39 protein-coding genes are annotated in these 20,106 nt (G+C 58.8%); 27 read left to right on the top strand and 12 right to left on the bottom strand.

Translation table 11 applies throughout. The annotated features are described in order from the left end of the window. Positions 1–49 precede the first annotated feature (49 nt). From BSL82_RS09710 to BSL82_RS20475, 12 genes are all read right to left on the bottom strand, one after another. Positions 50–373, bottom strand: coding sequence for a hypothetical protein (locus BSL82_RS09710; RefSeq protein WP_072597195.1), 324 nt, complete (start codon positions 371–373; stop codon positions 50–52). Then, positions 373–1,050: an ERF family protein gene (locus BSL82_RS09705; RefSeq protein ID WP_072597193.1), complete on the bottom strand. Its 678-nt coding sequence runs from the start codon at positions 1,048–1,050 to the stop codon at positions 373–375. Before BSL82_RS09705 ends, BSL82_RS09710 begins: the two co-directional genes overlap by 1 nt. After that, positions 1,047–1,880 (bottom strand): YqaJ viral recombinase family protein, encoded by an 834-nt coding sequence (locus BSL82_RS09700; RefSeq protein WP_072597191.1) that lies wholly within the window; start codon positions 1,878–1,880, stop codon positions 1,047–1,049. Before BSL82_RS09700 ends, BSL82_RS09705 begins: the two co-directional genes overlap by 4 nt. A 101-nt stretch (positions 1,881–1,981) precedes the next feature. After that, entirely contained in the window at positions 1,982–2,122 is a 141-nt protein-coding gene (locus BSL82_RS20480; protein ID WP_158010802.1) for a hypothetical protein, read from the bottom strand. Between the two features lie 88 nt (positions 2,123–2,210). Then, positions 2,211–2,396: a hypothetical protein gene (locus BSL82_RS09695; RefSeq protein WP_158010800.1), complete on the bottom strand. Its 186-nt coding sequence runs from the start codon at positions 2,394–2,396 to the stop codon at positions 2,211–2,213. After that, positions 2,396–2,734 carry a hypothetical protein gene (locus tag BSL82_RS09690; protein WP_072597187.1) on the bottom strand — a complete coding sequence of 113 codons (339 nt, stop codon included), beginning with the start codon at positions 2,732–2,734 and terminating at the stop codon, positions 2,396–2,398. The genes BSL82_RS09695 and BSL82_RS09690 overlap by 1 nt, the downstream gene beginning before the upstream one ends. Beyond that, the gene (locus BSL82_RS09685) at positions 2,731–3,051 is read right to left on the bottom strand and encodes a hypothetical protein (RefSeq protein WP_072597185.1); all 321 of its coding nucleotides are present in this window, start codon (positions 3,049–3,051) and stop codon (positions 2,731–2,733) included. Before BSL82_RS09685 ends, BSL82_RS09690 begins: the two co-directional genes overlap by 4 nt. Position 3,052: 1 nt before the next feature. Beyond that, complete coding sequence (locus tag BSL82_RS09680; RefSeq protein WP_072597183.1) at positions 3,053–3,241, bottom strand: hypothetical protein; 189 nt, start codon at positions 3,239–3,241, stop codon at positions 3,053–3,055. A 180-nt stretch (positions 3,242–3,421) separates the two neighbouring features. Further along, on the bottom strand, positions 3,422–3,649 hold the full coding sequence (locus BSL82_RS09675; RefSeq protein ID WP_072597181.1) for a hypothetical protein: 228 nt from the start codon (positions 3,647–3,649) through the stop codon (positions 3,422–3,424). Further along, positions 3,650–3,913 carry a hypothetical protein gene (locus BSL82_RS09670; RefSeq protein WP_072597179.1) on the bottom strand — a complete coding sequence of 88 codons (264 nt, stop codon included), beginning with the start codon at positions 3,911–3,913 and terminating at the stop codon, positions 3,650–3,652. Between the two features lie 100 nt (positions 3,914–4,013). Continuing rightward, positions 4,014–4,331, bottom strand: a complete 318-nt coding sequence (locus tag BSL82_RS09665; protein WP_072597177.1) for a helix-turn-helix domain-containing protein — start codon at positions 4,329–4,331, stop codon at positions 4,014–4,016. A 231-nt stretch (positions 4,332–4,562) separates the two neighbouring features. Beyond that, the gene (locus BSL82_RS20475; protein WP_158010799.1) at positions 4,563–5,024 is read right to left on the bottom strand and encodes a helix-turn-helix domain-containing protein; all 462 of its coding nucleotides are present in this window, start codon (positions 5,022–5,024) and stop codon (positions 4,563–4,565) included. Positions 5,025–5,099: 75 nt separating this feature from the next. Between BSL82_RS20475 and BSL82_RS09655 the strand changes: the two genes are divergently transcribed. The 27 genes from BSL82_RS09655 to BSL82_RS09540 all read left to right on the top strand — a co-directional run bounded on the left by BSL82_RS09655 (position 5,100) and on the right by BSL82_RS09540 (position 20,028). Next, entirely contained in the window at positions 5,100–5,330 is a 231-nt protein-coding gene (locus BSL82_RS09655; protein ID WP_072597173.1) for a carph-isopro domain-containing protein, read from the top strand. Then, positions 5,327–5,893 carry a GIY-YIG nuclease family protein gene (locus tag BSL82_RS09650; RefSeq protein WP_072597171.1) on the top strand — a complete coding sequence of 189 codons (567 nt, stop codon included), beginning with the start codon at positions 5,327–5,329 and terminating at the stop codon, positions 5,891–5,893. The genes BSL82_RS09655 and BSL82_RS09650 overlap by 4 nt, the downstream gene beginning before the upstream one ends. A 173-nt stretch (positions 5,894–6,066) precedes the next feature. Further along, on the top strand, positions 6,067–6,504 hold the full coding sequence (locus BSL82_RS20470; protein WP_158010797.1) for a hypothetical protein: 438 nt from the start codon (positions 6,067–6,069) through the stop codon (positions 6,502–6,504). Then, the gene (locus BSL82_RS09640; protein ID WP_072597167.1) at positions 6,501–6,860 is read left to right on the top strand and encodes a hypothetical protein; all 360 of its coding nucleotides are present in this window, start codon (positions 6,501–6,503) and stop codon (positions 6,858–6,860) included. The genes BSL82_RS20470 and BSL82_RS09640 overlap by 4 nt, the downstream gene beginning before the upstream one ends. Beyond that, on the top strand, positions 6,857–7,132 hold the full coding sequence (locus BSL82_RS09635; RefSeq protein ID WP_072597165.1) for an HNH endonuclease: 276 nt from the start codon (positions 6,857–6,859) through the stop codon (positions 7,130–7,132). Before BSL82_RS09640 ends, BSL82_RS09635 begins: the two co-directional genes overlap by 4 nt. A gap of 130 nt (positions 7,133–7,262) precedes the next feature. After that, on the top strand, positions 7,263–7,664 hold the full coding sequence (locus BSL82_RS09630) for a RusA family crossover junction endodeoxyribonuclease (RefSeq protein ID WP_072597164.1): 402 nt from the start codon (positions 7,263–7,265) through the stop codon (positions 7,662–7,664). 100 nt (positions 7,665–7,764) lie between these two features. Further along, a complete protein-coding gene (locus BSL82_RS09625; RefSeq protein ID WP_072597162.1) occupies positions 7,765–7,959 on the top strand; it encodes a hypothetical protein in 195 nt (64 codons plus the stop codon). Continuing rightward, entirely contained in the window at positions 7,956–8,666 is a 711-nt protein-coding gene (locus BSL82_RS09620) for a hypothetical protein (RefSeq protein WP_072597160.1), read from the top strand. Before BSL82_RS09625 ends, BSL82_RS09620 begins: the two co-directional genes overlap by 4 nt. Before the next feature lie 147 nt (positions 8,667–8,813). Next, positions 8,814–10,283: an AAA family ATPase gene (locus tag BSL82_RS09615; protein WP_072597158.1), complete on the top strand. Its 1,470-nt coding sequence runs from the start codon at positions 8,814–8,816 to the stop codon at positions 10,281–10,283. Positions 10,284–10,314: 31 nt separating this feature from the next. Next, entirely contained in the window at positions 10,315–10,554 is a 240-nt protein-coding gene (locus BSL82_RS09610; protein ID WP_072597156.1) for a hypothetical protein, read from the top strand. Beyond that, positions 10,551–10,769: a hypothetical protein gene (locus BSL82_RS20465; RefSeq protein WP_158010795.1), complete on the top strand. Its 219-nt coding sequence runs from the start codon at positions 10,551–10,553 to the stop codon at positions 10,767–10,769. Before BSL82_RS09610 ends, BSL82_RS20465 begins: the two co-directional genes overlap by 4 nt. Then, on the top strand, positions 10,759–10,980 hold the full coding sequence (locus BSL82_RS09605; RefSeq protein WP_072597155.1) for a hypothetical protein: 222 nt from the start codon (positions 10,759–10,761) through the stop codon (positions 10,978–10,980). Before BSL82_RS20465 ends, BSL82_RS09605 begins: the two co-directional genes overlap by 11 nt. Further along, positions 10,973–11,233 (top strand): hypothetical protein, encoded by a 261-nt coding sequence (locus tag BSL82_RS09600; RefSeq protein WP_072597153.1) that lies wholly within the window; start codon positions 10,973–10,975, stop codon positions 11,231–11,233. The genes BSL82_RS09605 and BSL82_RS09600 overlap by 8 nt, the downstream gene beginning before the upstream one ends. Further along, on the top strand, positions 11,230–11,382 hold the full coding sequence (locus BSL82_RS20995) for a hypothetical protein (RefSeq protein WP_158010791.1): 153 nt from the start codon (positions 11,230–11,232) through the stop codon (positions 11,380–11,382). Before BSL82_RS09600 ends, BSL82_RS20995 begins: the two co-directional genes overlap by 4 nt. Positions 11,383–11,596: 214 nt before the next feature. Continuing rightward, on the top strand, positions 11,597–12,130 hold the full coding sequence (locus tag BSL82_RS09595) for a hypothetical protein (protein WP_072597151.1): 534 nt from the start codon (positions 11,597–11,599) through the stop codon (positions 12,128–12,130). A 133-nt stretch (positions 12,131–12,263) separates the two neighbouring features. After that, positions 12,264–12,539: a hypothetical protein gene (locus BSL82_RS09590; RefSeq protein WP_072597149.1), complete on the top strand. Its 276-nt coding sequence runs from the start codon at positions 12,264–12,266 to the stop codon at positions 12,537–12,539. A 140-nt stretch (positions 12,540–12,679) separates the two neighbouring features. Then, the gene (locus BSL82_RS21550) at positions 12,680–12,802 is read left to right on the top strand and encodes a hypothetical protein (protein WP_257786768.1); all 123 of its coding nucleotides are present in this window, start codon (positions 12,680–12,682) and stop codon (positions 12,800–12,802) included. Beyond that, on the top strand, positions 12,802–13,359 hold the full coding sequence (locus BSL82_RS09585) for a terminase small subunit (RefSeq protein WP_072597148.1): 558 nt from the start codon (positions 12,802–12,804) through the stop codon (positions 13,357–13,359). Before BSL82_RS21550 ends, BSL82_RS09585 begins: the two co-directional genes overlap by 1 nt. A gap of 58 nt (positions 13,360–13,417) precedes the next feature. Next, positions 13,418–13,855, top strand: a complete 438-nt coding sequence (locus BSL82_RS09580) for a hypothetical protein (RefSeq protein WP_072597146.1) — start codon at positions 13,418–13,420, stop codon at positions 13,853–13,855. Further along, positions 13,855–15,411: a terminase gene (locus BSL82_RS09575; protein WP_072597144.1), complete on the top strand. Its 1,557-nt coding sequence runs from the start codon at positions 13,855–13,857 to the stop codon at positions 15,409–15,411. Before BSL82_RS09580 ends, BSL82_RS09575 begins: the two co-directional genes overlap by 1 nt. A gap of 1 nt (position 15,412) precedes the next feature. Then, complete coding sequence (locus BSL82_RS09570) at positions 15,413–15,658, top strand: hypothetical protein (RefSeq protein ID WP_072597143.1); 246 nt, start codon at positions 15,413–15,415, stop codon at positions 15,656–15,658. A 1-nt stretch (position 15,659) separates the two neighbouring features. Beyond that, the gene (locus BSL82_RS09565) at positions 15,660–15,884 is read left to right on the top strand and encodes a hypothetical protein (protein ID WP_072597141.1); all 225 of its coding nucleotides are present in this window, start codon (positions 15,660–15,662) and stop codon (positions 15,882–15,884) included. Further along, positions 15,884–17,515, top strand: a complete 1,632-nt coding sequence (locus tag BSL82_RS09560; RefSeq protein ID WP_072597139.1) for a portal protein — start codon at positions 15,884–15,886, stop codon at positions 17,513–17,515. The genes BSL82_RS09565 and BSL82_RS09560 overlap by 1 nt, the downstream gene beginning before the upstream one ends. Next, the gene (locus BSL82_RS09555) at positions 17,512–17,787 is read left to right on the top strand and encodes a hypothetical protein (RefSeq protein WP_072597137.1); all 276 of its coding nucleotides are present in this window, start codon (positions 17,512–17,514) and stop codon (positions 17,785–17,787) included. Before BSL82_RS09560 ends, BSL82_RS09555 begins: the two co-directional genes overlap by 4 nt. Further along, positions 17,780–18,682: a hypothetical protein gene (locus BSL82_RS09550; protein WP_072597136.1), complete on the top strand. Its 903-nt coding sequence runs from the start codon at positions 17,780–17,782 to the stop codon at positions 18,680–18,682. Before BSL82_RS09555 ends, BSL82_RS09550 begins: the two co-directional genes overlap by 8 nt. A 221-nt stretch (positions 18,683–18,903) precedes the next feature. Further along, positions 18,904–19,755 carry a phage capsid protein gene (locus tag BSL82_RS09545; RefSeq protein WP_072597134.1) on the top strand — a complete coding sequence of 284 codons (852 nt, stop codon included), beginning with the start codon at positions 18,904–18,906 and terminating at the stop codon, positions 19,753–19,755. 12 nt (positions 19,756–19,767) lie between these two features. Then, complete coding sequence (locus tag BSL82_RS09540) at positions 19,768–20,028, top strand: hypothetical protein (RefSeq protein ID WP_072597132.1); 261 nt, start codon at positions 19,768–19,770, stop codon at positions 20,026–20,028. Positions 20,029–20,106 lie beyond the last annotated feature (78 nt).

The raw sequence follows: 20,106 nt of genomic DNA, 5'->3' as shown, positions 1-20,106 counted from the left end.
TAGTACGCATCCAACGGCTTGACTTCGCCGCACTTGAAGCACGCCTTCATCACCGCACCCGGTATTCCAGCGCCGGGTCATTGGTGACGAAAGGAACGTCATCCTCCAGATCGCTCGCGTTGTTGAAGCCGGTTCCGCCCTGTCCACCGCGCGTCTGTTGCTTCTGATCATCCTTCGGCTCGTACAGCGACAGCAGAACGGTATCCCGATCCGATGGAACGCCTGCCAGGTTGAACGTGCGCTTGAGCATCAGATAGGGGCCTTTATCGCCCTCCATCATCACGCCTACATTCTCATAGCGGCGCTTTTCGTTGCCTTGCCTGTCGGTGTACGAGCCGACTGTTGCAACGACGTCGTAGAGTTTCTTAGCCATTATGCTGCTTTCTTCTGCGGAGCCAGATCGGCCCGCTTGGTTTTGATCGCGTTGCCGATTTCGGCATAGAGCGATGGGTTGGCGAGCGAGAGCGCGCGGAGTAGGGCGCTGTTGCGCTTCTGCAATGCGGTTATCTCGTCGTCCGTCTGGTAGCCGTTCAGGATTTCACGGAAGCCGTTCACCCATTCCACCCATCCCTGCGGAGGTTCGGCGTCCGGGTCTGGCTGCTTGCTCCGCGTCCGCGCCAGCGGCTCCTGAGCATGGCTGTCTGCATCAATGGCCGCGCCTTCACCGGTGGCGATCTTGAACAATGAGCGCAGGAATTGCTTTTCCGCATAGGACTGCCCAGCGCCGAACGCCTGACTGCCCATGCTCGCCTTGATCATGATCGAGCGGCGCATCGGGCCATAGGTCTCGCCATGGCAATGCGCAGAAAACGCAAAGCGCATCCGAAGCCACATGTCCTTGCCTTCGCCGATCACGTCGAAATCATCTTCATCGGCGGATATGATCAGCTTGTGCTTCGCCATCAGCGGGCGAACCGCCTCTAGAAAGTCATCGATCGATGCAAAATTATAGTTGCCGTGGCTGTTCCGCTCGCCCTTGTTGAGTTTTGGGACTTCGGACATGACCGCTGCGATAGCTTCGGCAACCTTGGGGGGCATATTGTCGTTCATGCCGCCAACTCCTTGAATGAAATCGCGCCCGCCTTGCTGCGCTTTGCCTCCAATCCGTGTCCGTAGGCGCGGGACACGTCGTCTTCGATCAGTTCTTTGAGAGACTTCACCGCATTGGCGTGGGTCTTCGCGGCGTCCTTATGCTTGATCCAGTCGGCCGCCAGAGAACCCCAGAGGTTGTTGCCCTCCATGGAGACTTCGCGCGTTGCCAGCGGCTTCGGAGCCTTCACATCGGCGATCTCAACCGGGGGGGTGTCGGTCTGGACACAGCGCCAGAACTTGTGTTCGGCCTCAAGAAGTTCATCCTGATACATCCAGTCGGACGGCACCTCGTAGGTTTCCCATTTGTGGTTGCCGTAGATGACGGAAAGAACTGCGAAGTCCACGCCGCGCACCGCCATATTGTGCTGTAGCTGTGGCATGTAGCGGCCAACAATCTCATCCGGCCTGGCAAAGGCGGACGTGTGCTTTGCTTCCCAAATCGCTCCTTTTGCCTCGACGAAACCATCAAGGTTAGCGGCGCGGAACTCCACCTTGGGACAACGGAGGAACTTGTTGGCCTCGGTCACTTCAAGGCCGGTCTGTTTCACGTACCAGAGGCGATTGAAAGTCTCTGTCCATTGTCCCAGAACGACCTGGAGCACGCCTGACAGATCCTCGCCTTGCACCTTGCCGGTTTTCTCCTGCCAGAGATTGAGCACGCGGGCGTCATCTCCAGACAGGATGGTGTTGGCGTCGCTGCCACCGAGATATGATGCCCGGTCTGCAAGTTCTTCGGCGTTGAAACCAAGGTCTGAGAGCAGAGGCCAGACACCCACGAAATCATTCATCACTGAAACCTTCTCCCGGCAGCCTCTCCTTGCCGTCCACAGGCAAGCCGGGTATAGGTGGACACCGTCCGGGGGATTGGATCGGTTAGAGCTGGTTGAATTCATGCAAACAGGCCGTTCAGCCCGTAGATAATCGCGATCCAGAGAAGCAGTCCGCCAAAGCAACCGCCCGTCATGGCGATGAGCTTCCACGGATCGTCCGGACCATCACACAGAGCATCCCTGCACTTGCGGTAGATCATTTCCGTACTCCAAGAGTCAGAAGACTGACGGTGATCACGATGACGATCAGTGCACCGATGGCGGCTGCGCCCGCGAAGAATATGTCGATCATGCCGCCACCTCATGTTCCGATATGCGCGTGACAGGGCAGGCGGATGCATCACGGCCATAGCCAAGGTGCTTGATCGCCATTTCCCGCTTGTCGGCGTCGCTCCAGTCATCTGGATAGAATTGCATCTGAATGCGGATTGAGTTCTCCAGATGCTCGCCAAGCTGGACGAAGAGGTCGGACATCATTGCCTGTCCTTTCCGGCCTTGGTGAGAAGGGCGCGGGCGGCTAAGCGGGCCTGCTGCTCATCGCGCCAATCGCACTTTGACTTCTTGCAATAGCTCGGGTCAGGATGAGCGCACGGGCAGCCGAATGCCTCGTCCGCCATATCGTCGATATCGTTCATGGCGTCTTCGATGGAGCCAGCGTGACCATAGCGATTGTCGCAGGCATCTTCGGCGCCATCAAAATCGTCGTGCCAGAACTGCCAGTCGGCACTCCGGAACGGCACGGGCGGCGGGTTGTATTCGATGTGCCAATCGCCGTACCTCATCGACTTGACCGTGTGCTGTGCGTTGGTCATTGCCCCATCTCCAGAGCGATCTTGCGGTTATCGTCGTGACGGGAACCGGCGATCTCTTCGGCGGTGGGACAGCGGTTGTCGTCCGCAATGTCGCCAGCCATCTCGTGACAGCCATCAATCCCGAAGGCGTCGCCAATCGCGTTCAGCAGGGACACTTCATCGTGCCAGTCGGCATCGATGCCCTTCTGCATGTCGTCGATCATGACGTTGAGCCGGTCGCGGGCGATCAGAAGCAGGCGGGTGGTTTCCTCGCGCTTGCGAGCCATCTTCGCGTGCTGCTGTTCGATGAACGCCGTGTAATCGAATGGCTGTGCCATCTCAGGCCCTCCCCGCCGGGTAGGCCATCCACTCGTCATCCTTTTGGGCTTCGGTGAAGCCGTGCGATTGGATGAATGCCCATGCCTCGCGCTTGTCGGCGAAAGGACCGAACTCCTGCCAACCGGCGAAGCGCCCGTTGTAATGGATGGCAAGCTCCACCGTGTACGGTGCGTGCTGTGCGTTGCTCACCTTCTATCTCCCGTGCCGTTAGGCTGATGGGGAGATACTGCGCTATGAAACGTAGCGTGTCAACATCAAATGTAGCGTTACACTACAAATTATATCGACACAGGGCGAATCACATGGGAGGCGCGCAAAAAGAAACCCGCCACGAGGGCGGGTCAGTTGGGTCCCTAGGGAGGTGGGTTGTTAAGCGTCGCCGGGATGCTCGGAAGGAAGCGAGATAATCTCTCGGGCGAAATATGGGAGGTCGTTGGCGTCCTCTACGTAAAGGAGCCGATCCGACTTTTCGACGATGATCTCATCGGCGAGGTGGTAGTAGATTTCGAAATCGTCGTTTTCAGCTACGAGGTAGTATCCAAGGAACTCAAGCGTATCCTTGGACACCCCGTCAAGCGACACGTAGCCCGCTCGCACTTACGCGGCCTCCAACGTTTCCGCTATTGAGACGCGGCGGCGCGGGAAAACCGTGGTCACCGTCTGCGAGAGCGATTTGACGCTGATGTTCGGCTGAGTGCCGCCCTGCTCCCGATAGAAGGAGAGGGCATTCTTGACCTTCCGAATGACGGCCTGTTCGCTTTCCGCCCGGAAGCAGAAGTAGGGAGAACTGGCGGAAGCGGCGACAAAGCGGCCGTCCGGAAGTTCGCCAACGTAGAAGTGGCCGTTTGCTTTAACAGTCATAATGGCCTCCTTTCAAAGCGCCATTTTTAGGCGTTCGATATGTACGTATCCTTAAAGCACACTCGATATGGTGCGGGCCAGTGGCAATTTTGAGGCGCACCTATCCCCCTATCATTTCCAACAGCCGCTTATGAAGGATCCCCGCCAGCTCGTCAGCATCCGTTGTCCCGGCTTCCCGGATCACATCGGCCAAAAAGCGGGCGCTGGGGAACTTCTCCCGGCCCAACAGCACATCTGCGGATACGCCAAGCACGTCGCATAGCTGGCGTAGGCCATCCAGTGTGCGGGGAGACGATTTACCGGTTTCCCATTGCTGGACCGCCGGCTGCTCAACTCCCAGAATGTCCGCCAGCTTCTGTTGGCTCAACCTCTTGCGTTTCCGCGCGGCCCTAAAAGCCGCTCTGTCGAGCCCCGCCATGTCCTGCGATATGACATGACCGGTAAATTACCAGTTACAGGCGAAACATTATATTCTCGTTCAGATTCTCGCCCCAAACCTCTTTCGGTCGGTGACCTTCTTTCAGAACGGATGGTTAACGTATGTGGCTAAAGTTAGGGCCGCGAAACGAATTTCGCGAACGGGGGGATTGAATGTCAGGTTGTTCCAGGAATTGCGTACCGTGCGATATTGAGTGCGCGACGCTTTGCTTCACCGTGCAGGTGTATGGTCGGGCTGTTGCAGAAGCAGAGCGCGCATCGCAGCCTCGATCTGACCCTGATCGAGATCAGGCTGCTGCGAACGCAGCGCATCAATTTTATGAACTATCTCTCTCAGCCTTTGAGAATCTTCTTCGGGCAAAGGGCCTCCCGACCAGATCCGAGAGACGGCGATGGCTATAGATGTCGCGAAGTCCGGGTCGGCATGGCCAGGGGGGTCCGCTTCGCTGGGCTGGGGGCCGCCAGATAGAAGCCATCCAGCAGAGACGTTCAGCTTCTTGGCGAACTCGGCGGCGCGCTTGGCATAGCCGTTCTGGCCTGCTTCGTAAGCTCGATAAGTAACCGGGCGGACTCGAACTTTGCGGGCGAAGTCGGCGGCCGTCTTGTATCCGGCTCGCTCTCTCGCCCATTCGAGTCTGCCCCAAGGTGTGGTCAAATCGGGTTTGTCGCTCATGCACGCTACATCGCATGACGCTAGGCTACAAATCATATTGCCAACCGGCGCTACGAATTGTAGTGTATCGGCACTATGGACAATCACAGCGCAATGATCCGGGAGCTTGGCGGCCCGCACCGCCTTGCCCATGATCTCACGCAGGCGGGTGTGGCGGTTAAGCCAGTCACCGCCCGCGCATGGGCAATACGAAACAGCATCCCTGCCAAATACTGGCCGGTCATCCAGACCGTCGCCAAGGCAAGCGGCAAGTCGATTACGATCAATAGCCTAGCCCAAGCGCTAGATACAGGCGCGCAACAATGAGGCGGGTCTACTTCATCCGGCCCATTGGGATGAAAGGCCCGATCAAGATCGGATGCTCGGTTTCTCCGGACGGGAGGCGTGCGTCGCTTGAATCGTGGTCGCCTTTTCCTCTGGAGATCATCGCGGAGATCGACGGGGACGAAGGTATCGAGCGGCGTTTTCACGCGGCTTTCGTTCATCTTCACAAGGGGCGAGAGTGGTTCAATTGGTCGCATGAGATCGACCGGACTGTCGCCGCCATCAACGCGGGTGGCTTCGACGTCGCCAGTCTCCCGGCCCCTCTGCGCGTCTCCCACATGAAGGACGGCAAGCCCATCAGGCGCACTCTTGAACATAGGCGACAAATGAGCCTGTCCGGGCGTCTGCATTGGGCGGAGCATAGGTCCGGCTATGCTCGCCCTCACTCCGGATACGACGTTTACAAAAACGGGGACACCCAAGCTATTGCCAAGCTGGAGGCGTTCATTGCCGCGCCCCACCTTCACGGTTTGGCGTGCCCGTACCATGCGGACAAGCGGGCTGAATACCATGCTCATCTCGAACGCCTAGACGGAACCGCGTAGCAATGCGCGGGGGAAACACAGGGGCGGGGGCCTCCAAGCATTTCGTTAATGTCCCACCATGGGACGCAAGAACGCAAGCCCCATTCGCGGGACTTGTCCAAAAGTATAGTGTTCAAAACTGGAACGCTTTTCGTCTGGTTTGCCATGTCGTTGGCTTAACCCATTCAAAGCGCGTGCCATTTTCGCTGCACCGCAAAATAAGCGGCTGTTTCTCTAGGTTAACCACGTCCCTTGAACACGTCTTTAAACCACGTTTCCGGGGCGATTGTAAGCCAGACCGACAGCTTTCCAACGAGATAGAGACACGTCTTGCGCTGCGGAAAGAGCAGCGTCTGAGCCGCAACGACGCCGCCAAGCGCGGCGCAATCAACCGCCAGCAAGCAGAGGCGCTGCGTCGTCGGACCCACCGTCACGAACTGCTCGCGGGGCTTTCCAAAGGGAGCGAGGCCATGAGGACTCCGGAGAACAGACACCAGCTCAACATGTTCGCGGAACTGCTCGCGCAGGGTGACACCATCACCGCTGCTTCAGGACGTCTGAGCATTTCACGCCAGCGTGGCGGTCAGCTTTTGGCAAAGCTCCGCCGGGAACTGGGGTGGCAGGCACAATGAAAAACAAACTATACACACCAGAAGAAGACAGGCGCATCCGCCAGCTTTTCGATGGCGGGTTGAAGGATGATGAGATCGGCGAGGCCATTGGCCGCCCGGCACGTTCGGTTCGCCTCCGTCGCCAGCGCTTGAGGATCGTCCGCTACGTCCACGGCGGGAAGACGAAGACCAAGACGATTACGCTCAGTGAGGATCGGCAGCGGATCAATGCCGCCACCGCGTCGACAACAATGTTCCTCAACCGCCTTCGTGAAGTTCACCCGGAAGGCTATCCCGATGGGCCGGTGCGGCAGGTCCGCCGCCAGCACTTCACCCACCAGCATAGCTACTCCCTGATCGGGAGCAGCATGTCATGAGCTATGCAAGCAGGCGGCGCTCGGCATGGAAGCGCCAAACCTTCCTGACACACCCGCGCTGCGAGTACTGCAAGCGCGACATTGGGCTGGGCCGGGAGTTCGGCCTGCGGCAGGCGACAGTGGATCACATCGTCGCGCGTCGTGACGGCGGTGCTGACAACCCCTCCAATTGGGCGCTCGTATGCCTTGAGTGCAATCAGGTGAAAGCGGATCGGCCATTTGATCCTGGGGTGCTTACTGGTGTTGTCAGTTACCGGAGGGTGGCTGCATGAACCTCGCTACGCTCCTAGCCCTGCTAGACGGCTTCCCTTCCTATGAACAGAGGGAGGTAATCCGCCGCTACCGTGTGCAGAACCTCATCACTGAGGAAGTCGCCCTAGAGGCGGAAAAGCGGGTGCGGAAGTGATCGCGTCTTTCGTCGTTCCCGGCGAACCTGTCGCATGGGCGCGTGCTGGCAAGAACGGCAAGTTCTCTTTCACTCCGCCCAAGCAGCGCAATTTCGGCGCGATGGTGAAGATTCTCGCAGCCGAGGCGATGGACGGCAGGGAGCCATATGACGGCCCCGTCAAGCTGTTGGTCGATGTGTGTCTGGCGATCCCTGCCAGCAAGCCGAAGAAATGGCAGAATGACGCCGCGCTAAGGCTCATCAGGCCGGTAAAAAAGCCCGATTGGGACAATGCCGGGAAGATCATCTCCGACGCCTTGAACGGCATCGTATGGAATGATGACGCACAGGTGATCGAAGCAACGGTGCGGAAGTTCTACGACCTGACGCCGCGCGTCCAAGTGATGGTGACGGCATGAAAAAGCGGAACCATCTAGGGTCTCAAACCAGTCTTGTCACGACTGTTTATTCGCGCCGTCTCTGCGAGAATCTTCGGAGCAACTTATCGGGGATGGGGCAATGACTCCTATCGGCGAACTCTTCCAATACGTCATCGCCCGCGCAGAGCGGATGATGGAGTTCCAGGAATATCTCGCGACGTTCGCCACAGCCGCCGAACGCAAGGCAACGATCATGGAAGCCAACTATGCCGGTTGGCTCTCCGATGAAGACGCCATGCTTCTCATTCAATCTATGATGCTGGAGACGGCATGAGCGGTTATGTCGCCATGAGCCGCGAGTGGCTTGAGCATGACATATTCGACGGCGATGTGTTCTCGCGTCGGGATGCATGGGCATGGCTTATCGCCAGTGCCGCATGGCGACAGACCAAAGCTCGCATCAAGGGTCACTCGGTCGATCTTGAGCGCGGCGAGCTGTCCTATTCGGTGCGCTTCATGGCTGAAAAATGGGGCTGGTCCAAGTCCGCCGTCGACCGTTTTCTGAAGCTTTTGACCCGCGAAGGCATGATTTCGATGCGTTCAAAAACCGGGACAACAGCGGGACACCCGGCGGGACAAGGCCAATCCATCATAACTATATGTAATTACGCGAAATATCAGACAGCCGAAGTCGCCAAGCGGGACAACGAAGAAACGGAAACCGGGACAACAGCGGGACAACAGCGGGACAAAGAACTAACCATTAAACCATTAAACCAAGAAAATATAAATATACCGGACTACGAGTTTGGCGGGAAAGTGATCCGTCTCAATCTTGAGAATTATCGGGCATGGGAAAAGGCGTATCCCAATCTCGACCTTCGCGCCGCGTTGCAATCTCGTGATGACTGGCTGGCAACCGAAGCGCCGGAAGCGACGCGCAAGAACTGGTTTGTCCCAACCTCGAACTGGCTGGCGAACTTGAACCGGAAGCATCGGCAGCCAAGCCAGTCCGACGAACAGGTTTCGGTGCCATGCTGACATGGGAACCCCGGCGCGCTGGCAAGCAGATTTGCCCCGATTGCGGTCCGACCCGGAAGAACAAGCGGGACGCAAGTTTATCGGTTTCCATCGTGCAGGGCGGCTTCGTCTGGCTCTGCCACAATTGCGGATTCAAGGGAGTTTCAGATGCTGCACGACAAGCACAAGCAATGGATCGAGGCGCGGGGGATACCGGCCGATCTCGCAGAGAAGCTTGGGCTAGAGACGACGCGCGACGGCGCAGGCTTCTGGCTGAGCGTGCCCTACGTCGAGCGCGGACAGGTGGTGAACCACAAGTACCGGCAGACCAGCGAGAAGAAGCACCGCATGGATCAGGGAGCGCCCCTGTGCCTGTGGAACCACGACGTGTTGCTGCTGCCGGAAGTGCAGGAGGGCAAGCAGCCGGTGGTGATAACCGAGGGCGAATGGGACGCGCTGGCGGCGATGACTGCTTGGAACCGCTACGTCCTCTCCGTGCCGAACGGGACCGCCGCCCCGAAAGAAGACGCGATAACCAACCCGGAGAGTGCTGGATACCAGTATCTCTGGCGCAGTCGCGACCTGCTGGACATGGTGGGCGCGTTCATCATCGCGGCTGACGGGGATGAAGCCGGACGCCGCCTCGCCGCTGATCTTGTCCGCTGGATCGGCCCTGAGCGCTGCCGGATCGTCAGCTATCCCGGTGGCTGCAAAGACCTGAATGAGGTTCTGATTGCGCATGGACCCGCTGGGGTAAGGCAGGCGATCAACGACGCCCGACCCTATCCGGTGAAGGGCCTCTACACGATCGACGACTTTCCGGCTCCGCCAGAGATCGAGCCGTTCAATCATGGCGTCCCAAGGCTCTGCGAAATGCTCCCCGTAACACCGGGGACCCTTACGGTCGGCACCGGCTATGCGGGGCAGGGCAAGACATCGTTGCTGGTCAAGATACTGGCGAACCTGCTGAAGGATGGCGTGACCATCGCGCTTGGCTCGTTCGAGACGCAGGTGAACCCGATCCTGATACGGAAGCTTCGCGCTGCGATGGCGAACACCGCGGAATTCGGATGCCCACCCGATCTTGCCGCAAAGGCCGATCAGGTGATGCGCGATCATCTTCGCATCCTCGCACAGCAGGCCGAAGACGACGACGCGGACATGACGCTGGAGGATATGCTGGACCTGGCCCGTACAGCGATCTTGAGGGACGGGGCGAAGGTCGTTGTCATCGATCCGTGGAACGAGCTGGACCACAAGCGCAAGTCGGACGAAAGCGAGACGGATTACACATCACGCGCTATCCGGATGATGAAGCGCTTCGCACGCCGGTATGACGTGGCGCTGTGGATCATAGCCCACCCGGCAAAGCCTCAGATGGTAGGGGCGAAACTGCCCATCCCCGGCCTCTACAGCATTTCAGGATCGGCGCATTGGGCGAACAAGCCGGACTATGGTTTTGTCGTTCACCGCCCGAAAAAGAACCTCCCGAAAGACCACCCTGAGCGCAACTGCATCGACGTGCTTGTGACCAAGGTTCGCATGGGTCTTCCCGGCGAGGAGGCAAGGGTCACACTCAACTACGACTGGCGCACTTCGACCTATCACGAATGGGTTGATGAGTTCGCGGACGCATAACGGATAACCCCATGAACGAAGGAGAAATGACGTGCAGAACGCAATGATGATTGGAACGCAGACGACGCCTGAAAGCCTCTCGCCTCTCACGGACGCGCTTGTCCGCATCATGGAAGCGTCGGGCGATCAGGAAACGAAGCGATGTGCGATCAAGGCGCTGTCCCGCATGGCGAAGATCGAGGCAGTGACAATCCAGCACTGTGTCATCAACGGCGACCGCACGATCAATATCGATGCGCAGGACGCCACGGTAGATGAGACGTTCTCATGAGCATTTTCAATAAGCTTCTGAACTGGTTCCGCCCGGCACCACGCTGGGAAGATTTCCACGTTGAGCCTGTGCGCTGGCCGTGGCCGAAAGAGCGCATCGTGAGAAACGAGCAATGGCGCACCAACTTCTCTCTCACCGCAGCCCAGAGGTCAGAGCGTAGCAGGAAAGCAGCAGCTACCCGCAAGGCCAACAAGGCTAAGTCCAATGGCGAATGACATGGCAAGCGCCAAGACCGGCGACATGCTCATCCACGAAGATGGGACGCGTTGGGAGGTGATCGGCTTCTACACGCAACCGAGCGCCATTTTGCAGCGTGTCGATGCGCAGATTGGCGCGGTAACAGAAAACACCCGCCTCGCCGTCGATCCAACCAGTCCGTGGGCATCGAACTGGCGGGCAATCCAAAAGGAGGGTCACGGTGGCTAACGACATGGTGACGCGCTGCGCCCGCGCGCTCGATCCCTTTCTCAGCGGCGTTCATGCGTTCGATGCCGGCCCGCCGGAGTACCGCGCCAAGTGTCGAGAAGCCGCCCGCGCCGTGATCGAAGCAATGCGCGAACCTACTTATGAGATGCGCTTATCTATCCCGCCCCGCCTCGGGGAAATGGCGTATCGGGATATTGGCGATCTCTGGAAAGCCATGATCAAAGCCGCTCTCTCACAGGAGGATAGAGAATGACGATCAGCATCAATCCATTGATCCAGGCTGGGTTCGCAATCGGTCTTGGGTTCTGGTTTTCAATCATCCTCCCGCTTTGCTTGATCGACCTTGGAAAGCGCATTTGGAGGTTGGCCGCATCCCTTCCGACACGGAAGGACGGAGAATGAGCGCCCGTGCATTTGTGGCAGGAATGACCTGCGGGGTTTTATCCCTGCTGTCACAGGACATGGTGACGATGTCCATATTCGGTGCCGCCTTATTAGTCATCTTGGGGTTGGCACGGAAGGAAGGGTGATGGACAGACTGGACGTGGTTCTTTTGGCGCTCGGTTTCCTGATCGGGTTCGTTCTCTATCCACATTATTTCGGGGGATAACCACACATGGCAAAGCGGGTACGAGCAAAGCGCAAGGTTGAAGAAAATCTCGGCGAGGTGAACGAGTTCGCCCGCGCTCATGGGATGTACGAACCATCAACCGTCGTCGACCTGACAGGCGAATTGGGCGGCAGGCGCAACAGCATGGTCAAGGTCATGCTCAACAGGGGCGGCACGGCCATTGAGCGATGGATGAACGAAAGCCCGAACATGCTCTTTGCCGAACCACAGAAAGCCGCTGTGCGCTATTGCCAGACGCTCTGGCTGCGCGCTGACGGGTTGGTGGCGCTTCAGCCTGGAACCGATCGGATCGATGCGCCATTGGGCTGGAGTCAGCAAGAAGCGCTGTCTGAACTGTCGACGTTCAAGCGCCGCATCCCGGCGAAATACTGGGATGTGTTCGAAAACGTCTGTCGGTTCGATCAGGAGGCAGGCACGGCGGGTTCGTCGCTATCCACGAACAAGCGCTCCGCTGTGGACGCAGCGAAGACCTGCGTTGCGATGGTCGCCAGCCTGATTGCGATGTGGCGTGGCATGTGATTGACACCGTGCGCAGCTAAGTGTATCAAATCTCTTACATGGATCACTGCGCCTAGGGCGCTCCGAAGCCTCGACGGGAAACCGCCGGGGCTTTTTGCATTCAGCCTGTCAAGTTGATGGGCGAGGAGGACTGATGGCTGTCATCGTTACAGAGCTTGCGCAGGTTCGGGACCGCGCCAATGTGCCGCCTGTCCCGCCTCGCGAGCAACAGTCGCTCACGATCGGCGGCGCTGCTTCTGCTGCGTTCGGCGGCGGCACGTCCTACGTGGAGATCGACAGCGACACCGCTTGCCGTGTTGAGTTCGGGGCGGCTCCGGATGGCAATGGCGATACCTTCTACGTTCCAGCTCTTACGCCACGCCAGTTCAATGTGATCCCAGGCCATAAGGTCATAGCGGTCGCTGCTTAGTTTCATTGCGCGCCTACCTGACAGCGGACAACGGCAGCCGCTGCGAAGCGCATTCTCCCGCATAGGGTAAACCGTGGCGCGCGCGGCTCTCGGCCGTTGATCAGCGGTAAGATTGCGAATGCCGAACTTCTGGAGGTTCAATGAACATCAGCTTCACCCCTGAAGGCGATTGGTTTGTCTTCGATGAGGACGGCACGACCATAAAGCGCGGCTTCAAGACGAAGGCTCAAGCTGCCATGTGGATCGCGGCCGGGATGAAGTGATGCCTGTTCTCTCCAACCATAAGCACGAACTGTTTGCGCAGGGACTGGCGGAAGGCAAGACGGCGGACGAAGCCTATATCGCTGCCGGGTTCAAAGAGAACCGTGGCAATGCTTCACGGCTGAAAGCAAATGAAAGCATCGTGAAGCGCGTTGATGAGATACTGAGCGCGTCGGCCGAACGGGTTGAGATCACGAAAGCGCGGGTTCTTGAGGAACTGGGCAAGATCGGCTTTTCGGACATCCGTAAGATATTTACGCCGGGCGGCAACCTGCTTCCTCCACAAGACATGGACGACGACGCGGCAGCCTGCGTTTCTGCGATTGAGGTTGTGACGCGCAAGGTTCCCGGCGGTGATAGCGATGAAGTCGAGCACGTCGCGAAGATCAAGCTTTGGGACAAGCGCGCTGCATTGGTCGACATCGGCAAGCACCTCGGCATGTTCACCGAGAACCACCGCCTTGTCGATAAGGATAACAACGATGTGCCGGTGACCGAAACCGAAGCGGCCCGTCGCATAGCATTCGTACTCGCAAACGCTGCCCGCAAGGCAGAGTGACCGCAGCGCTCCGGTCTGAGCGCACCTCCCAAGCAACAGCAACAGCACTGGAGTTTATATGACTGTATCCCTTCATGGCCGCCGTCTCGGCATTGAGAACGCTGGCAATCTGTCCGCGAACGGCATTCAGGTGTCCAGCCCATGCGTCGATGCGACGATCACGGTTGGCGCTGAGAACGCGGATGTCCGTGCTATCACGATCCAGCTCAAGGACGCCAACGGCGACGACATCAACTATGTCGAAGAGGTGGAGCTAGTGCTGTTCCTCAACGCCGAGCGCACGGCGTATGTCGTGACTGGCGGTTCGACCGGCATTGCGATCGGCACTGACGGCGCGCTGTCGACGATTGTGGCGAAGAAGGTTTTCCGCGCCACGTCCGAAGCGGACGGCGATATTGACCTGACGTGGACTGATACCGGCACTGAAGTGGCCTACCTTGGCGTGAAGCTGCCGAACGGCCGCTATGTCATGTCGGACGCGCTGACCAACGCATAATGACTCTTCTGGATGACGTTCTGGCGAGGCTTGACACCCTCCCGTCAGAGCAGCGTCAGTCCGTCATTCAGGAGGCCTTGAGCGCGACGAAGGATATGCTCTGGGTGCCCAACGCGGGCGCGCAGACTGAAGCCTATCACTGCGACGCGGACGAACTGTTTTATGGTGGGTCTGCCGGCGGCGGCAAATCCGACCTGATGATTGGCCTGTCACTCACCGAACACAAGCGCAGCCTGATCCTGCGGCGCACGAACAAAGAGGCCTCCAAGCTCTTTGAGCGCTATCGGGATATCATAGGGCATCGCGACGGGTGGAACGGACAGGATAGCGTCTGGCGGCTGCCTGACGGGCGTGTCATCGACATTGGCGGGTGCCAGCTTGAGGATGACAAGCAGAAATACAAGGGCACGCCGCACGACCTGATCGGCTTCGATGAGGTCAGCGACTTCACTGAAAGCCAGTACACCTTCATCACGATCTGGAACCGCTCTGCGGATGCGGGGCAAAGGTGCAGGGTTGTGGCGGCGGGCAATCCACCGACGCGGCCTGAAGGCTATTGGGTCATCAAATACTGGGCACCGTGGCTCGATCCGACCCATCCGCATCCCGCCAAGCCGGGCGAACTGAGGTGGTTCCTCGGTGGTGTTGAGGTTGACGGACCTGGCCCGTACGAGGTGGACGGGAAAGAGGTCAAGGCAAGGTCGCGGACGTTCATCCCGGCCAAGCTCGAAGACAACCCGGATCTCGCCGCAACTGATTATGACAGCGTTCTTGCCGGTCTGCCTGAGGCGCTTCGCCTTGCATATCGCGAGGGCCGGTTCGACATCGAGCACCAGGACGATCACTGGCAGGCAATTCCTACCGCATGGGTGAGGGAAGCGCAGTCCAGGTGGACGGCACAACCGCCTGTCGGGATACCGATGTGCGCCATTGGCGTCGACGTTGCCCAAGGTGGTGGGGATAATACGGTTCTGGCAATCCGCCATGATGGCTGGTTCGCGCCGCTTCAGGTGTTTCCGGGAGCGCAGACGCCGCTTGGTTCGGATGTTGCTGGGCTGGTCATGTCGAAGCGCAGGGATAGCGCAAAGGTCATCATCGACGTTGGTGGTGGCTGGGGTGCCGATGCCTATGCGCATCTGAAGGAAAACCAGATTGATGCCCTTGGCTATATGGGCGTCAAGCAGTCGGTCAATCGCACGGTCGATCGGCAACTGAGGTTCTCGAACACAAGGACTGAGGCTTATTGGCGGTTCCGGGAGGCGTTGAACCCGGATCAACCCGGCGGCTCTCCGATCATGCTTCCCGATGATCGCGAACTGCTCGCTGATCTCACGGCCCCGACCTATGCGCCGGTTCCCGGTGGCATTGCTCTGGAGGCCAAGGACAAGCTGGTCAAGCGGATTGGCCGCTCGCCCGACCGTGGCGATGCGGTGGTGATGGCGTGGCATTCAGGCGCGAAGGCGATCACCGACCTTCAGCAATGGAAGGCACGGGAGATGGGACGCAATCTTGGCCGCGCGCCGGTTGTCGTCATGTCCAAGCCCAAAAGGAAATAGCATGGCGAAAAAGATCATCAAAGGCGTCGGCAAGGTAGCTGGCGCTGTCGGGCTGGGCGGTGTTGCCAAAGCCCTTATCGGCGGCGGCAAGAAGAAAGCCGCTGTCGAGGCTCCTGATCCTGTGATGCCGATCGCGGATGATGAGGCGGTGCGTCTCGCCCGCAAGCGCAGCATCGCCAAGCAGGTCAAGCGCGGTGGACGCGAATCCACGATTCTGAGCGATGGCGATTCCCTGGGGGGCTACTGACATGGCGAAGAAGATCATCAAGGGCGTTAAGAAGGTCGCGGGAGCGGTCGGCATTGGTAAGGTCGCCAAGTCGATCCTGGGCGGCAAGAAGAATGCGCCCGCTGATGATGGCCCCTTGAACCCGCTGCTCACGCCTGCCGAGAATGCGGATAAAGAAACGCGGGCGACGATGCGCAAGCGCGCGCAGACAGGTTCCGGCACGATCCTTTCGGACACGCTCGGCTGATGGACGTAAAGGCGCTCATCGAACACGGCGACAAGCTGTTTTCGAAGAGAACGACGCTTGTCTCGATGTGGCAGGAGGTCGCTGACCACTTCTATGCGGAAAGGGCGGATTTTACTGTCTCCCGCACATTGGGTGATGAGTTCGCCGAACATCTGAGCACGAGCTATCCGCTTCTCGTTCGTCGCGATCTCGGAAATGCCTTGGGCACAATGATGCGGCCAACGTCGATCGACTGGTTCCACATGCGGACGATGGACGACGACGGTGAGGATCAGCCAGGCAAGGAATGGCTGGAGTGGGCAACGCAGCGCATGAAGCGCGCGATGTACGACCGGCGCTCACTGTTCACCCGCGCATCGAAGGAAGGCGATCACGATCTCGCCGCCTTCGGGCAATGCGTGAAGACGGTTGAGTTGAACAAGGACGCGACCGGCCTTCTCTATCGCTGCTGGCATCTGCGCGACGTGGCGTGGTGCGAGAACGAGGAAGGCAAGATCGACACCGTTCATCGGAAGTGGAAGCCGACCGCGCGCGATCTCGTCCAGACATTCGGCAGCAAGGTCAGCGACAAGGTAAAGGAACTTCTCATCGGCGCGAACAAGCAGCCGTACAGGGAAATCAACTGCCGCCATATCGTGATGCCCGCCGATCAGTACGCCGGCGAGTATCTCGGCAAGGGCAAGGCTAAATACGTCTCGATCTATCTCGATGTGGAGAACCAGCACATCATCGAGGCGGTGGGACAGACCTACATGATGTACGTCATCCCGCGCTGGCAGACCGTTTCCGGGTCACAGTACGCCTATTCTCCAGCAACAGTTGCCGCTCTCCCTGAAGCTCGGTTGCTACAGGCGATGACGCGCACGATCCTTGAGGCTGGCGAGAAGGCAACGAACCCGCCGATGGTCGCGGTTCAAGAGGCCATTCGCTCCGATATATCGATCTATGCCGGTGGCATCACATGGGTAGACTCGGAGTATGACGAAAGGCTTGGTGAAGTTCTCCGCCCATTGACGCAGGACAAGTCCGGCCTGCCGCTCGGGCTGGACATGCAACAGAACGCGATGGCGCTGTTGAAGGAAGCGTTTTTCCTCAACACTCTGACACTTCCCCAGAACGGGCCGGAAATGACTGCCTATGAGGTTGGGCAACGCATTCAGGAATATATCCGGCAGGCGTCACCGATCTTCGAGCCGCTTGAAGACGAAGACAACGGCCAGATGTGCGAAGCGACGTTCGACCTGATGTTGAGGGCAGGGGCATTCGGACGGCCCGAAGAAATCCCTCAGTCCCTTCGCGGTGCTGATATCGGCTTCCGCTTCGAATCCCCGCTTCACGACGCGATCGAGAAGCAGAAGGGCCAGAAGATGATGGAGGCCATCGGTCTGTTGGGCCAGGTTCTCCCGGTCGATCCTACGGCTGCCGCGCAAATCGACTTCAAGACTGCGTTCCGCGATGCGCTGTCCTCCGTTGGTATGCCCGCCAAGTGGCTGCGCTCCGAAGACGAAGCCGATGCGATCGTGGAAGGCCAGCAGGAACAGCAGCAGGCGCAAGCATTGCTGGAAGACCTGTCAGCCGGTGCGCAGGTGGCGACACAGGTTGGCGAGGCTAATCAGGCGATGGCGGCGTGAAGACACCACAGGCGTTCACTCCGCCCGATTATGATGTGGCGGACGTGGAAGCGTTTCAGGCGCTCGCCCGTGGCGACTGTCCATCGCATCTCCAGCAGCGCGCCTTGCGCTGGGTGATCGAGGCGGCGGCCGGAACCTATGATCTTTCGTACCGCCCCACCAGCGACAGGGACACATGCTTTGCGGAAGGACGCCGGTTCGTCGGCCTCCAGATTGTGAAGATGCTCAAGATCGACAAACAGAAACTGAAGAAAGGCGACGACAATGGCTGAAGAAGCCGAAACCCAGGAAACCACTGCCGAGCAGACCACGGAAGCTGAAACCAGCACGGAAACGACCGCGCAGGAAACTCAGCAGACCACAGAAACCCAAACGGAGACGGGCACCCAAGAGGCCGCGTCTGACTGGCGCTCCACGCTCACCAAGGACGAAAAAAAACTCGGCTTTCTTGGCCGGTTTGCGTCGGCGGAATCCTTCGTCGAAAGCTTCAAGAAGCTCAACGATGACGTGAAGGCCGGGCGCTATGGCGTGAAGCCATTGGGCGACGACGCGACCGATGAAGAGGTTGCCGCCTACCGCAAGGCGTTCGGCGTTCCCGAAGCGCCAGACAAATATCTTGAGGCACTCCCGGACGGCCTTGTCGTTGGCGACGATGACAAGCCCGCCATAGAGCAGTTCGTGAAGGCGGCGCACGAGGTCAACGCGCCCAAGCCGATCGTCGATAAGCTGCTGTCCACCTATTACGATATTGTGGACGCGCAGAACGAAGAACTGATCCAGCGCAACGAGCAAGCCAAGGAAGATGGCATAAACGCGCTGCGTGAGGAATGGGGGCCGGAGTACCGCCGCAACATCAATGTGGTGAACAGCTTTGTCGAGACGCTTCCTGAAGCGGTCCAGACGATCATCTCCGAAGGCACGCTTCCGGACGGAACCTTGATCGGCAACAACCCTGAAGTGCTACGCTGGCTTGCCTCACAGGCGCTTGAAGCCAACCCGCTCGCCACGGTCGTTCCCGGCGCTGGAGCTAACGCGGCCCAGACCATTGCCGACGAAATGGCGGAGATCGAGAACGTCATGCGGACCGATCGCACCAAATATAATCGCGATGAGAAAATGCAGGCCCGCTACCGCCAGCTCATCGATGCGAAAGCGAAGGCCCGTTAATCGTATCGCTCGATCAGTGATGCCCTATTGACAGACTAAATGATTTAACATAATACCACGGATGTTCGGCCCAGTTCGGCTGCCCGGACAGCTACCGTGAAGCCTGTAGGCAGGCACATACGCAGCCCCATCAAGGGGGTCAGACCGTACCCGAAAGGCCCGGTCAGCGACCTATCCCGGAATGGCCCTGTGGAAACCCAATGTTTTCATAGGAGGCTGCAATGGCAGACACTGCCTTTCAGATTCAGTATCGCCAGGAGGCGATCGCCACTTTCGAACAGCACCAGTCGCTGGTTCGTGATTTCGTCACCACTGAAGCCGTTATCAAAGGCAATCAGGCGACGTTCCTCGTTGCCGGTAGCGGCGGCGCGTCTGCGGTTACGCGCGGCGTCAATGGTCTGATCCCGGCGCGTGCCGACGATCTGACCCAGAGCACTGCCACTCTTTCCGAATGGCATGACCTGGTTCGCAAGACGAACTTCAACGTGTTCGCGTCGCAGGGCAACCAGCGCGAGATCATGCAGAAGACCACGATGGCCGTCATCAATCGCAAGATTGACAGCGACATCATCACGCTTCTGAACACCGGCACGCAGGACACCGGCGCGGCCGCCACTGCTTCGTTGCAGATGGTCGTTCGTTCGCAGGCGATCCTCGGCAACAACGGCGTCCCGTTCGATGGTGGCATCACCGCCCTCATCACTCCTGCATTCCTCGGCTATCTCCAGATGACCAAGGAGTTCGGAAGCGCGGACTATGTGACCAAAAAGCCCTTGGACGGCGCAAACCCGAACTGGGCTGATGCTCCCGGCTTCTATCGCTGGATGAACATCAACTGGGTCACGCACCCGAACCTGCCGGGCGTGGGCACGAGCGCTGAGAAGTGCTTCATGTTCCACAAGTCGGCGATTGGCCATGCGGCCAACAAGGACGGCATGCAGACCCCTGTCGGTTATGACGAGGAGCAGGCCTATTCCTGGGCGCGGGCCTCGATCGATATGGGCGGTGTGCTTCTCCAGAACAGCGGTGTTGTCGTGATGAACCACGATGGCTCTGCCTTCGCTGCTGAATAAGGAGGCTTAGAGATGGCTTACGTAGCTTCGAACTCCCCGACGCTCATTGCCGAACAGGTTGGTGGCGCGGGATCGGTCTGGCTTTATCGCTCGGCCGATGATGACGCCACGGTGAACGGCACTGACTATTTCACCAACGGCGAAGCCCTTGGGATGAAGGTTGGCGACATCGTTCTGGTGATCGACACCACGACCCCCAAGGGCTCCTTCCATTTCGTCAGCGCGATTGATGCTGACGGCAATGCAACGACCGGCTTCGGCGCTGTCGCCTAATCTGGTCCAAGTATCGTCGCGTAACTGGGGCTGCTTCGGCGGCCCCGCTTTTTGAGGGCGGGTCTTCGGGCTCGCCCT

Source organism: Tardibacter chloracetimidivorans (assembly GCF_001890385.1).
GTDB lineage: Bacteria > Pseudomonadota > Alphaproteobacteria > Sphingomonadales > Sphingomonadaceae > Tardibacter > Tardibacter chloracetimidivorans.
Note: the sequence above shows the minus strand (reverse complement) of the source record. Positions and strands in the feature narration are given on the sequence as shown.

Coding starts and splice junctions, on each gene's coding strand:
- BSL82_RS09635 (WP_072597165.1), top strand. CDS start 6,857: ATGAGCTATGCAAGCAGGCGGCGCTCGGCATGGAAGCGCCAAACCTTC.
- BSL82_RS09565 (WP_072597141.1), top strand. CDS start 15,660: ATGGCGAAGAAGATCATCAAGGGCGTTAAGAAGGTCGCGGGAGCGGTC.
- BSL82_RS09550 (WP_072597136.1), top strand. CDS start 17,780: ATGGCTGAAGAAGCCGAAACCCAGGAAACCACTGCCGAGCAGACCACG.
- BSL82_RS09665 (WP_072597177.1), bottom strand. CDS start 4,331: ATGGCGGGGCTCGACAGAGCGGCTTTTAGGGCCGCGCGGAAACGCAAG.
- BSL82_RS09615 (WP_072597158.1), top strand. CDS start 8,814: ATGCTGCACGACAAGCACAAGCAATGGATCGAGGCGCGGGGGATACCG.
- BSL82_RS09585 (WP_072597148.1), top strand. CDS start 12,802: ATGCCTGTTCTCTCCAACCATAAGCACGAACTGTTTGCGCAGGGACTG.
- BSL82_RS09575 (WP_072597144.1), top strand. CDS start 13,855: ATGACTCTTCTGGATGACGTTCTGGCGAGGCTTGACACCCTCCCGTCA.
- BSL82_RS09710 (WP_072597195.1), bottom strand. CDS start 373: ATGGCTAAGAAACTCTACGACGTCGTTGCAACAGTCGGCTCGTACACC.
- BSL82_RS09655 (WP_072597173.1), top strand. CDS start 5,100: ATGGACAATCACAGCGCAATGATCCGGGAGCTTGGCGGCCCGCACCGC.
- BSL82_RS09605 (WP_072597155.1), top strand. CDS start 10,759: ATGGCGAATGACATGGCAAGCGCCAAGACCGGCGACATGCTCATCCAC.
- BSL82_RS09625 (WP_072597162.1), top strand. CDS start 7,765: ATGACTCCTATCGGCGAACTCTTCCAATACGTCATCGCCCGCGCAGAG.
- BSL82_RS09620 (WP_072597160.1), top strand. CDS start 7,956: ATGAGCGGTTATGTCGCCATGAGCCGCGAGTGGCTTGAGCATGACATA.
- BSL82_RS09570 (WP_072597143.1), top strand. CDS start 15,413: ATGGCGAAAAAGATCATCAAAGGCGTCGGCAAGGTAGCTGGCGCTGTC.
- BSL82_RS09595 (WP_072597151.1), top strand. CDS start 11,597: ATGGCAAAGCGGGTACGAGCAAAGCGCAAGGTTGAAGAAAATCTCGGC.
- BSL82_RS09705 (WP_072597193.1), bottom strand. CDS start 1,050: ATGAACGACAATATGCCCCCCAAGGTTGCCGAAGCTATCGCAGCGGTC.
- BSL82_RS21550 (WP_257786768.1), top strand. CDS start 12,680: ATGAACATCAGCTTCACCCCTGAAGGCGATTGGTTTGTCTTCGATGAG.
- BSL82_RS09695 (WP_158010800.1), bottom strand. CDS start 2,396: ATGTCCGACCTCTTCGTCCAGCTTGGCGAGCATCTGGAGAACTCAATC.
- BSL82_RS09540 (WP_072597132.1), top strand. CDS start 19,768: ATGGCTTACGTAGCTTCGAACTCCCCGACGCTCATTGCCGAACAGGTT.
- BSL82_RS09690 (WP_072597187.1), bottom strand. CDS start 2,734: ATGACCAACGCACAGCACACGGTCAAGTCGATGAGGTACGGCGATTGG.
- BSL82_RS09590 (WP_072597149.1), top strand. CDS start 12,264: ATGGCTGTCATCGTTACAGAGCTTGCGCAGGTTCGGGACCGCGCCAAT.
- BSL82_RS09580 (WP_072597146.1), top strand. CDS start 13,418: ATGACTGTATCCCTTCATGGCCGCCGTCTCGGCATTGAGAACGCTGGC.
- BSL82_RS20480 (WP_158010802.1), bottom strand. CDS start 2,122: ATGATCTACCGCAAGTGCAGGGATGCTCTGTGTGATGGTCCGGACGAT.
- BSL82_RS09700 (WP_072597191.1), bottom strand. CDS start 1,880: ATGAATGATTTCGTGGGTGTCTGGCCTCTGCTCTCAGACCTTGGTTTC.
- BSL82_RS09685 (WP_072597185.1), bottom strand. CDS start 3,051: ATGGCACAGCCATTCGATTACACGGCGTTCATCGAACAGCAGCACGCG.
- BSL82_RS09640 (WP_072597167.1), top strand. CDS start 6,501: ATGAAAAACAAACTATACACACCAGAAGAAGACAGGCGCATCCGCCAG.
- BSL82_RS09650 (WP_072597171.1), top strand. CDS start 5,327: ATGAGGCGGGTCTACTTCATCCGGCCCATTGGGATGAAAGGCCCGATC.
- BSL82_RS20995 (WP_158010791.1), top strand. CDS start 11,230: ATGACGATCAGCATCAATCCATTGATCCAGGCTGGGTTCGCAATCGGT.
- BSL82_RS20475 (WP_158010799.1), bottom strand. CDS start 5,024: ATGAGCGACAAACCCGATTTGACCACACCTTGGGGCAGACTCGAATGG.
- BSL82_RS09560 (WP_072597139.1), top strand. CDS start 15,884: ATGGACGTAAAGGCGCTCATCGAACACGGCGACAAGCTGTTTTCGAAG.
- BSL82_RS09545 (WP_072597134.1), top strand. CDS start 18,904: ATGGCAGACACTGCCTTTCAGATTCAGTATCGCCAGGAGGCGATCGCC.
- BSL82_RS09670 (WP_072597179.1), bottom strand. CDS start 3,913: ATGACTGTTAAAGCAAACGGCCACTTCTACGTTGGCGAACTTCCGGAC.
- BSL82_RS20465 (WP_158010795.1), top strand. CDS start 10,551: ATGAGCATTTTCAATAAGCTTCTGAACTGGTTCCGCCCGGCACCACGC.